The organism is Streptomyces synnematoformans, from assembly GCF_039531005.1.
GTDB lineage: Bacteria > Actinomycetota > Actinomycetes > Streptomycetales > Streptomycetaceae > Streptomyces > Streptomyces synnematoformans.
On record NZ_BAAAPF010000246.1, the window covers coordinates 1 to 10727 of the forward strand.

General features: G+C 74.2%; 7 protein-coding genes and 1 pseudogene. 7 read left to right on the forward strand and 1 reads right to left on the reverse strand.

Features of this window, described 5'->3' with window-relative positions; translation table 11 throughout:
- The coding region (locus ABD317_RS27305; RefSeq protein ID WP_344292960.1) for a glycosyltransferase family 4 protein at positions 1 to 522 on the forward strand (522 nt) is incomplete at its 5' end.
- A 126-nt stretch (positions 523 to 648) separates the two neighbouring features.
- On the opposite strand, the gene ABD317_RS27310 is transcribed toward ABD317_RS27305, so the two are convergent.
- Entirely contained in the window at positions 649 to 2454 is a 1806-nt protein-coding gene (locus tag ABD317_RS27310) for a glycoside hydrolase family 15 protein (RefSeq protein ID WP_344292962.1), read from the reverse strand.
- A gap of 272 nt (positions 2455 to 2726) precedes the next feature.
- Here ABD317_RS27310 and pyrG point away from each other — a divergent pair, with 272 nt between their 5' ends.
- From pyrG to ABD317_RS27340, 6 genes and pseudogenes are all read left to right on the forward strand, one after another.
- Complete coding sequence (gene pyrG, locus ABD317_RS27315) at positions 2727 to 4508, forward strand: CTP synthase (RefSeq protein ID WP_344292971.1); 1782 nt, start codon at positions 2727 to 2729, stop codon at positions 4506 to 4508.
- Entirely contained in the window at positions 4505 to 5140 is a 636-nt protein-coding gene (locus tag ABD317_RS27320; protein ID WP_344292964.1) for an NUDIX domain-containing protein, read from the forward strand. Before pyrG ends, ABD317_RS27320 begins: the two co-directional genes overlap by 4 nt.
- A gap of 180 nt (positions 5141 to 5320) precedes the next feature.
- A complete protein-coding gene (locus tag ABD317_RS27325; RefSeq protein ID WP_344292967.1) occupies positions 5321 to 7726 on the forward strand; it encodes a tetratricopeptide repeat protein in 2406 nt (801 codons plus the stop codon).
- A gap of 140 nt (positions 7727 to 7866) precedes the next feature.
- Complete coding sequence (gene ald / locus ABD317_RS27330) at positions 7867 to 8982, forward strand: alanine dehydrogenase (protein WP_344292969.1); 1116 nt, start codon at positions 7867 to 7869, stop codon at positions 8980 to 8982.
- Positions 8983 to 9249: 267 nt separating this feature from the next.
- Positions 9250 to 10434, forward strand: coding sequence for an AAA family ATPase (locus ABD317_RS27335; RefSeq protein WP_078627954.1), 1185 nt, complete (start codon positions 9250 to 9252; stop codon positions 10432 to 10434).
- Positions 10419 to 10727 (forward strand): annotated as a pseudogene (locus ABD317_RS27340) (hypothetical protein); the annotation flags it as partial. The gene ABD317_RS27335 and the pseudogene ABD317_RS27340, both read left to right, overlap by 16 nt.

Here is a 10727-nt window from a genome sequence, read left to right on the forward strand (position 1 = left end):
CCGCTGGTGGTCACCGCCGCCCCGCTCGCCGCGTACGGCGCGCACGCCGCGCTGCTGGACGCCGCCCGCAGGTGGCGGGCGCTGCCGGAGCAGCCGCTGCTCGCGATCGCCGGCGAGGGCCCGGCGCGCGGGAGGCTGCAGCGCCGTATCGACGCCGAGAAGCTGCCCGTACGGCTCGTGGGCCGCCACGACGACCTGCGCCGGCTGCTGGCCGCCGCGGACGTCGCGGTGCTCTCCAGCCCGTGGGAGGCGCGCCCGGTGCTCGCCCAGGAGGCGCTGCACGCGGGCGCCCCGCTGGTGGCCACGGCGGTCGGCGGCGTCCCCGAACTCGTCGGCGACGCGGCGGAACTCGTGCCGTACGGGGACGGCCGCGCGCTCGCCGACGCGGTGACGGCCCTGCTCGACGACCCCGCACGACGCGCGCGGCTCGCCGCCGCGGGCCGCGCCCGGGCCGGCACGTGGCCGACGGAGGACGACACGGTCGCCCAGGTCCTCGCGATCTACGACGAGCTGATGACGTAGCGCCTGCGGCCTGGGGCCGGCCGAGGACACTGGTACGCGCGGCTGGCCGAGTGGTTGCCCGTCCCGGGCGCGCGCTCGCCGCCGGGCGCCCCCGCTCCCGCCGCCCTGCGCGGAGCGCTACCCGCGCTAGCCGTACGCGCCCGACGCGCTCAGCCGCAGCGCCGTGTCGATCAGCGGCACGTGGCTGAACGCCTGCGGGAAGTTCCCGACCTGGCGCTGCAGCCGCGGGTCCCACTCCTCCGCGAGCAGCCCCAGGTCGTTCCGGAGCGCCAGCAGCTTCTCGAAGAGCTGCCGCGCCTCCTGCACCCGGCCGATCATCGCCAGGTCGTCCGCCATCCAGAACGAGCAGGCGAGGAACGCGCCTTCGTCGCCCGGCAGACCGTCGCTGCCGGTCTCGTCGCCCGCGGTCGGGTAGCGGCGGATGAAGCCGTCGGGGGTGCCCAGCTCGCGCTGGATGGCCTCGATGGTGCCGATGACGCGCTTGTCGTCCGGCGGCAGGAAGCCGACCTGCGGGATGAGCAGCAGCGAGGCGTCCAGCTCCTGCGAGCCGTAGGACTGCGTGAAGGTGTTGCGCTGGCGGTCGTAGCCCTTCTCGCACACGTCCCGGTGGATGTCGTCGCGGAGCCGCTGCCAGCGCTCCAGCGGGCCGTCCGCCTCGCCCGACTCGATGAGCTTGATCGTGCGGTCGACGGCGACCCAGGTCATCACCTTCGAGTGCACGAAGTGCCGCCGCGGGCCGCGCACCTCCCACAGCCCCTCGTCGGGGCGGTCCCAGTTCTCCTCGACCCAGCGGATCATCTTCAGCTGCAGCAGCGAGGCGTAGTCGTTGCGGGCGAGGCCCGTCATGTGCGCGAGGTGGAGCGCCTCGACGACCTCGCCGTAGACGTCGAGCTGCAGCTGCCCGGCCGCGCCGTTGCCGGCGCGCACCGGGCGGGAGCTCTCGTATCCCGGCAGCCACTCCAGCTCCGACTCGCCCAGCTCGCGTTCGCCGGCGATGCCGTACATGATCTGCAGGTTCTCCGGATCGCCGGCGACGGCGCGCAGCAGCCACTCGCGCCAGGCGCGCGCCTCCTCGTGGTACCCGGTGCGCAGCAGGGACGACAGGGTGATCGCGGCGTCGCGCAGCCAGGTGAAGCGGTAGTCCCAGTTGCGCACGCCGCCGATGTCCTCGGGCAGCGAGGTGGTGGGCGCGGCGACGATGCCGCCGGTCGGCTCGTACGTCAGGGCCTTGAGCGTGATCAGCGAGCGGATCACGGCGTGCCGGTAGGGGCCGTGGTACGTGCAGTGCCCGGTCCACTCCCGCCAGAAGTCCTCCGTGGCGGTCAGCGCCGCCTCGGGGTCGGCGGGCTGCGGCGGCTCGCGGTGCGAGGGCTGCCAGCTGATCGTGAACGCCAGCCGGTCGCCGGGGCCGACCGTGAAGTCCGAGTACGTCGTGAGGTCCCGGCCGTACGTCGGCACCGGGGCGTCGAGCCACACCGAGTCCGGCCCGGCGACGCCGACGGTGCGGCCGTCGTCGGTCTGGTGGACCCACGGCACGATGCGGCCGTAGGAGAAGCGCATCCGCAGCGCGGAGCGCATCGGCACCCGCCCGGTGACGCCCTCGACGATGCGGATCAGCTGCGGGGAGGCGCTGTCGCGCGGCGGCATGAAGTCGATCAGCCGGACCGTCCCCCGGGGGGTGTCCCACTCGGACTCCAGGACCAGCGAGTCGCCACGGTAGCGCCGCCGGGTCGCGGGCGGCGGGCCCGCTTCGGGGGCGTACGCGGGCCCGATCCGCCAGAAGCCGTGCTCCTCTGTCCCCAGTAGGGAGGCGAACACCGCATGGGAGTCGAACCGGGGCAGGCAGAGCCAGTCGGTCGTGCCGTCGCGACGGACGAGCGCGGCCGTCTGCATGTCGCCCAGAAGTGCGTAGTCCTCGATCCGCCCCGCCACGTGCCTCTCCAGCTAGAAGTGCGTTCCGCAGAGGATAAAGCCTTCGCGTGTGCGCGCGCGCCAGGGTCGCGGATTCCTCCTGGGCCGATCGGGTCGGGCGGCGGGACGGCGGTCGGCCGCGGGTGGTGACCAGGGGATCACTGATACCCTGGTAGCCCGTGGAGCGGAGGGCCGGCCGGGCAGGTGGCGGCGGCGCTCGCCGAGCGACCCACCTCGATCTGGGGCACCCCGCCACGCACCTCGTCAAGCGACCACGGGAGCCCCTCTTGGCAATGCCATCCACGACGACAAAGCACATCTTCGTCACGGGAGGCGTCGCCTCCTCGCTCGGCAAGGGGCTCACCGCCTCCAGCCTGGGCGCGCTGCTGAAGGCGCGCGGGCTGCGGGTGACGATGCAGAAGCTGGACCCGTACCTGAACGTCGACCCCGGCACGATGAACCCGTTCCAGCACGGCGAGGTCTTCGTCACCAACGACGGCGCGGAGACCGACCTCGACATCGGGCACTACGAGCGCTTCCTCGACGTCGATCTGGACGGCTCGGCGAACGTCACCACCGGCCAGGTCTACTCCTCCGTGATCGCCAAGGAGCGCCGCGGCGAGTACCTGGGCGACACGGTCCAGGTGATCCCGCACATCACCAACGAGATCAAGTCCCGTATCCGGCGTATGGCGACCGACGACGTGGACGTGGTGATCACCGAGGTCGGCGGCACCGTCGGCGACATCGAGTCGCTGCCGTTCCTCGAAGCCGTCCGCCAGGTGCGGCACGAGGTCGGCCGGGACAACGTGTTCGTCGTGCACATCTCGCTGCTGCCGTACATCGGCCCGTCCGGCGAGCTGAAGACCAAGCCGACGCAGCACTCGGTCTCCGCGCTGCGCAGCATCGGCATCCAGCCCGACGCGATCGTCCTGCGCGCCGACCGCGAGGTGCCGGCGGCGATCAAGCGGAAGATCTCGCTCATGTGCGACGTCGACGACGCCGCCGTCGTCGCCGCCATCGACGCCAAGTCGATCTACGACATCCCCAAGGTGCTGCACGCGGAGGGCCTGGACGCGTACGTCGTCCGCAAGCTGGACCTGCCGTTCCGCGACGTGGACTGGACCGAGTGGGACGACCTGCTGCGGCGCGTGCACAAGCCGGCGCACGAGGTGACGATCGCGCTCGTCGGCAAGTACATCGACCTGCCCGACGCCTACCTGTCGGTCACCGAGGCCATCCGCGCCGGCGGCTTCGCCAACAACGCCCGCGCCAAGATCAAGTGGGTCACGTCCGACGACTGCCGCACGCCGCAGAGTGCCCGCAAGCACCTCGCCGACGTGGACGGCATCGTCATCCCCGGCGGCTTCGGCGAGCGCGGCGTGGAGGGCAAGATCGGCGCGATCACGTACGCCCGCGAGAACCGCGTGCCGCTGCTCGGCATCTGCCTCGGCCTGCACTGCATCGTCATCGAGGCGGCGCGGAACCTGGCGGGCATCGCGGGCGCCAACTCCACGGAGTTCGACCGGGCCGCGACCGACCCGGTGATCTCCACCATGGAGGAGCAGCTCGACATCGTCGCCGGCGAGGGCGACATGGGCGGCACGATGCGCCTCGGGCTGTATCCCGCCAAGCTGGCGGAGGGCTCGGTGGTACGGGAGGCGTACGCGGACCAGCCCTACGTCGAGGAGCGCCACCGGCACCGCTACGAGGTCAACAACTCCTACCGCGGCGAGCTGGAGAAGAAGGCCGGGCTCGCCTTCTCCGGCACCTCCCCGGACAACAAACTGGTGGAGTACGTGGAGTACCCGCGCGAGGTGCACCCGTACCTGGTCTCCACCCAGGCCCACCCCGAGCTGCGCTCGCGGCCGACGCGGCCGCACCCGCTGTTCGCCGGGCTGGTGAAGGCGGCCGTCGCGATACAGGAGGGCGCCCGGCAGGAGGGGGCGGGCCGGGAGGGCGCCGGACAGGAGGGCGCGCGGCAGCAGGGCGCCGGCCGGACGCCGGCCGGCCCGCAGAGCGCGCGCACCGGCGGGCAGGAGCCGGTGGCCGCCGCGCGCGAGGGGGGCAAGTGAGAGCGGAGCAGTTGCGCGACACGGCGGCCGAGTGGGAGGTCGTCGCCTCCGCGACGCCGTTCACCGGCGCCAAGACGGCCGTGCGCACCGACGACGTGGTCATGCCGGACGGCACCGTCGCCCGCCGTGACTACCAGGTCCACCCCGGCTCGGTCGCGGTCCTCGCCCTCGACGACGACGACCGCGTGCTGGTGCTCAACCAGTACCGCCACCCCGTACGGCACAAGCTCTGGGAGATCCCCGCCGGGCTCCTCGACGTGCCCGGCGAGAACCCGCTGAGCGCCGCCCAGCGCGAGCTGTACGAGGAGGCGCACGTCAAGGCCGACGACTGGCGCGTACTGGTCGACGTCTACACCACGCCCGGCGGCTGCGACGAGGCCGTCCGCGTCTTCCTCGCCCGCGGCGTCACCGACGCGGAGGGCGAGCGCTTCGCCGCCGAGGGCGAGGAGCTGGACCTCACGCTCGACCGCGTCCCGGTGGCGGACCTGCTGCGCGGCGTCCTCGCCGGGGACCTGCACAACAACTGCCTGATGCTCGGCGTGCTGGCGCTCCAGGCCGCCCGCGCGGACGGCGGCCTCGACGCGCTGCGCCCGGCGAACGCCCCCTGGCCGGCCCGCCCGTTCACGTCCTGAGGAACCTCCGCGCACACCCGTCCGCGCCCGGGGGCACCGCCCACGCGCGCGGCGGGCTTCCCGGCGCGGCGGGCCGGGGCCGCCGGGCGGTTGATCCGATGCGGTGATTTTCGTTCCGGCGTTCGGCCATGTGCCGTCACGTGGCCCGCCCCTCACGCCGGGTGAATTACGCTCACCGGCGTGACGGAACAGGCCGCCCCCCACCGGTTCGTCGGCAGGACCCGCGAGCTCGACGCCCTGCGTGCCGACATCGCCCGCGCCGGGCTCGACACCCTCGCCGGCCGCCCCGCGCCCCGTAGCCGGGTGCTGCTCATCGCCGGGCGGCCGGGCTCCGGGCGCAGCGCGCTCGCCGCCGAGCTGGCCCGCACCGTCGCGACCGACTACCCCGGCGGCGTCCACACCGCGCGGCTCTCCGCCCCCGGCGGCGAGGCGGTGCCGCTGGAGCGGGCCGTACGCGACCTGCTCGACGCCCTCGGCGTGCCGCCGGTCGCAGGCAGAGGGCCCGCGCACCTCGCCGCCGAGCTGCGCACCGCGCTGGCGGAGCGCTCGGCGGTGCTCGTGCTCGACGACGTCACCGACCCCGAACAGCTGCTGGAACTGGTCCCCGAGTCGCGCGACTGCCTCGTCGTCGCCGTCGCCGAGGGTCCGCTGAAGGGCGTGCCGGACGTACGGCCGTGCACCCTCGGCGGGCTGGAGCCCGCGGCGGCGCTGGCGCTGGTCGCCTCGTACGCGGGGGAGACGCGGATCGCCTGCGACCCGGAGGCCACCCACGTGCTGGCCGAGGAGTGCGCCGGCCACCCCGCGGCGCTGGTGCTGGCCGGCGGCTGGCTCGCCGGGCACCCGCAGGCGTGCGTCGCCGACGCCGTACGGGAGCTGCGCCGCAAGGGCGGGACCACCGAGGGGTCCGCCGGGCGGCCGTCCGGTCCGAAGGCGCTGGCGCGGGCGTTCCGGTTCGTATACGACTCCCTGCCGCCGCCCGTCGCGCAGCTGCTGCGGCTGCTGCCGCTGGCGCCCGCCGGGCTCGTCGACGCCCACTCCGCCGCCGCGCTCGCCGGCTGCACGGTCGCCGCGGCCCGCACCACGCTCGCGGACTGCGCCGGCCAGGGGCTGCTGCGTCCCGTACCGGAGCCGGCGGAGGCCGTCCTCACGCAGTACGAGGTGCCCGGCTGCCTGCAGCCGCTGCTGCGCGAGGCGCTGGAGACCGGGGCGGGGGCCGAGGAGGTGCAGCTCGCCCGGGCCCGGATGCTGGAGCGGTACGTACGCCTGCTGCAGTCCTGCCGGGCCGTCACCGAGCCCGCCGGCTCGGCGGTGCACGCGCGGCTCGCGGGGCTGCCGCGGGCGCTGCGCTTCCCGTCGCCGGAGGCCGCCGCCGCGTGGCTGCGCAGCCGGCTGCCGACGCTGCTGGCCGCGGCCCGGATGGCCGTCGCCGACGGGGAGCTGGACACGCTGGCGCGGCGGCTGGTCGCCGCGCTGTCGCGGGCGCTGGCCGCGCACCGGGGCGAGGCGGACGCCGCGCCCGAGCAGTACCGGCTGCACGAACTGGTGCTGGGCGTCGCCGAGCGGCGCGGGCTGGTGTGGGAGAAGGCGGCGGCGCTGCTCAACCTCGGCGACCTGGACCTGCGCGCGGACCGGCCCCGGGAGGCGCTCGGGCGGTACCGGGAGGCGCTGGCGGCGGCGCGCAGGGCGCGGGATCCGCAGCCGGTGGGGCGGGCGCTGGAGTCCGTCGGGGCGGCGTACCAGGAGCTGCGGGACTGGGGCCGGGCGGCGGACTGGTTCGGGCGGGCCCTGTCGCTGCGGCAGACGCGCGGCGAGCTGGCCGACGAGGCGCGGCTGCGGGCGCGGCTCGGCGCGGTGCACACGTACGCCGGGGCCTGGGGCTGGGCGCTGCGCGAGTGGCGCGGGTCGGCGGCGGCCCACCGCCGGCTCGGGGACGTCGCCGGGCAGGCGCGGGCGCTGGGCGAGGTGGCGCGGGTGCAGCAGTACGCGGGGTACCCGCGGGAGGCGCTCAGGACGTGCACCCGGGCGATGGAGGCCGCGCGGGTCTCGGGCGACACCGCGCTGCGGGCGGCGGTGCAGCTCCGGCTGGCGGACCTCGTCGACGGCGCGGGCGACCCGGAGGCGGCGGAGCTGCACCGGGCGGCGGCGGGGCGGCTCGCCGGCCAGGTACCGGAACACGCCGAGGGGCCCGTCGCGGCCGTCGCGCCGGAACCCGTGCCGCAGCCGCAGCCGCAGCCGCAAACGGAACCGCAACCGCAAACGGAACCGGAGCCGCAGTCGGAACTGGAGCCGGAGCCCGCGCCCGGGTCCGTCTCCGTGCCCGCCGCGGAGCCGGTCTCGGCGCAGACGACCGCGCCGGACCGCGCGGCCGGCGCGGCCCCGGACGACGGCGGGGAGCGCGTGCCGGCGGCGGAGCCGGAGGCCGCCGCCGGGCCCGGTCCGGAGACCGAGCCGGACACCCCCGCGGACACCCCCGCGGACACCCCCGCGGAGCCCGCGGCGGAGCCCGTCGAGGTCGCCGCGGAGACCGTCTCCGAGGAGCGTCCGAAGACGGGCCCGGCCCCCCGTCCAGCTGCCGCCGACCTGTGAATCCATCGACACATCGCAGAAATATGTCTGTTTCAAAGGCTGGACTCGGAGGATTCCTTCATTTAAGAATGGCCAGGCCGCGGCGGACACCCCGACCGGGGCCTGACGAGATCCCCTCACCCCAAGGACCGTGATCCATCGTGAAGGTCGGAATCCCACGCGAGGTCAAGAACAACGAGTTCCGGGTGGCCATCACGCCTGCCGGAGTCCACGAGCTGGTCCGCCACCGCCATGAGGTACTCGTGGAGCAGGGCGCCGGCCTCGGCTCCTCCATCTCCGACGAGGAGTACGTCGCGGCCGGGGCGGAGATCCTGCCCGCCGCCGACGACGTGTGGGCCGCCGCCGACCTCGTGCTGAAGGTCAAGGAGCCGGTCGCGGAGGAGTACCACCGCCTGCGCAAGGACCAGGTGCTCTTCACCTACCTCCACCTCGCCGCCTCCCGCCCGTGCACCGAAGCGCTGCTGGAGTCCGGCACCACCGCCGTCGCGTACGAGACGGTGGAGACCGCCGACCGGCAACTGCCGCTGCTCGCCCCGATGTCGGAGGTCGCCGGCCGGCTCGCCCCGCAGGTCGGCGCGTACCACCTGATGCGCTCGCAGGGCGGTCGCGGCGTGCTGCCGGGCGGCGTGCCCGGCGTGGTGCCCGGGCAGGCCGTCGTGATCGGCGGCGGCGTCTCCGGCTGGAACGCCACGCATATCGCCGTCGGCATGGGCTTCCACGTCACGCTGCTCGACACCGACGTGCGCAAGCTGCGCGAGGCCGACAAGGTCTTCGGCACGCGGGTGCGCACCCTCGCCTCCAGCGCCTACGCGCTCGGGCAGGCCGTCGTGGACGCCGACCTGGTGATCGGCGCGGTGCTCATCCCCGGCGCGAAGGCCCCGAAGCTCGTCGACAACGAGCTGGTGTCGCGGATGAAGCCGGGAAGTGTGCTTGTCGACATCGCGATCGACCAGGGCGGCTGCTTCGCCGACTCGCGCCCGACCACGCACGCGGAGCCGACCTTCCGGGTGCACGACTCGGTCTTCTACTGCGTCGCCAACATGCCCGGCGCGGTGCCCAACACGTCCACGTACGCGCTCACCAACGCCACCCTGCCGTACATCGTCAAGCTCGCGAACCTCGGCTGGCGGGCGGCGCTGCGTGCCGATCCGGCGCTGGCCCACGGCCTCAACACGCACGAAGGACAGGTCGTTTACGGTCCCGTGGCGGAGGCGCACGGTCTTCCGGCGGCCGAACTCGCGCGCGTGCTGGGCTGATTTCGCGCAGGTGCGCGGCACATCGACCACACCGGCGACACTGTCAACTGCACATCACCGGCCGAACCTTGTCACCAGGGGTTCGGCCGGGCGCCACGCCGTCGTGCGGCGTGCCCGAAGTGGTGTTCCACACCCGACACATCGTGCTCTGTCTGCGGGATTGTGTTGCTGCGGGACCCCGACACGCCATAGAGTCGCCAATCGTCGGCATGGTGCCACGCTGACCAATCGAGAAGTGCCCTGGTCACCAAGGAGGTAGGACGACTTGTGAATGAGTCGACATTTGCTCCCGGGGGTGGTCGTCCAGGCACGCCTGCGCGGGGCCACGTTCCTCCGGGGGTGGAGGCGCCTGTCGGCTCCGTCGCCGTCCACACCTTCTCGGCACACGCACACCAGGGCGGAAACGCATACCAGAGCATGGACGGTCATCACGTGAACGCCATGACCGGCAGCCAGGGCGGCGGCGAGGACACCACCCGTCTCGCCGCATCCGCCGCCTCCGACTTCGAGGACCTGTCAGAAGGTCACTTCTACGATCCGGACGCGGACTACGAGCCGGATCCCGAGTACGCCGCGACCCTCGCCCCGGACGCCGCCCGGCAGCGCCGGGAGCGCATCGGCCCCACGGGCCGCCCGCTGCCGTACTTCCCCATCCCGGGCCCGGTCACCGACCACGGCCCGGCGAAGGTCATCGCCATGTGCAACCAGAAGGGCGGCGTCGGCAAGACCACGTCCGCCATCAACCTGGGCGCGGCGCTGGCCGAGTACGGCCGCCGCGTGCTGCTCGTGGACTTCGACCCGCAGGGCGCCCTCTCCGTCGGCCTCGGCGTCAACCCCATGGAGCTGGACCTCACGGTCTACAACCTGCTCATGGAGCGGGGCATGGCGGCCGACGAGGTGCTGCTCAAGACGGCCGTGCCGAACATGGACCTGCTCCCCAGCAACATCGACCTCTCCGCCGCCGAGGTGCAGCTGGTGAGCGAGGTGGCCCGGGAGCAGACGCTGCAGCGCGCGCTGAAGCCGCTGCTGGCCGAGTACGACTACGTCGTCATCGACTGCCAGCCGTCGCTGGGGCTGCTCACGGTCAACGCGCTGACCGCGGCGCACAAGGTGATCGTGCCGCTGGAGTGCGAGTTCTTCGCGCTGCGCGGGGTCGCGCTGCTCACCGAGACGATCGAGAAGGTCCAGGAGCGGCTCAACCCCGACCTGGAGCTGGACGGCATCCTCGCCACGATGTACGACTCGCGGACCGTGCACAGCCGCGAGGTGCTGGCGCGCGTCGTCGAGGCGTTCGACGACCACGTCTACCACACGGTCATCGGGCGCACCGTCCGCTTCCCCGAGACCACCGTGGCCGGCGAGCCCATCACCTCGTACGCGTCGAACTCCGTGGGCGCGGCCGCCTACCGCCAGCTCGCCAGGGAGGTGCTCGCCCGGTGCCACGCCGAGTGAGCCTGCCCGGGGCCGACGAACTATTCCGCACCACCGGGGGGACCGCGCTCCAGTCGTCCACACCGCAGTCGGACCGGCAGCGGGCCAACGGCGAGGCGGCCGGCGGTACGCCGCGCGTGCCGGCGCCGAGCCGGGAGAGCGACTCGGAGGCCGTGGCGGCCGGTTCGGAGGCGGAGTCCGGCGCGGACGCCGGGGAGGCGGGCGCGGAGGACTCCGGTGGCTCCGGCGGCGATCCGGGCGCCGGCCCGCGGGACGCGCGCGGGGGGTCCGGCGGCAAGGCCGGCCCGGCGGCT

Excerpts from the sequence above, each read along its gene's own strand:
- pyrG (WP_344292971.1), top strand. The coding sequence starts at position 2,727 with ATGCCATCCACGACGACAAAGCACATCTTCGTCACGGGAGGCGTCGCC.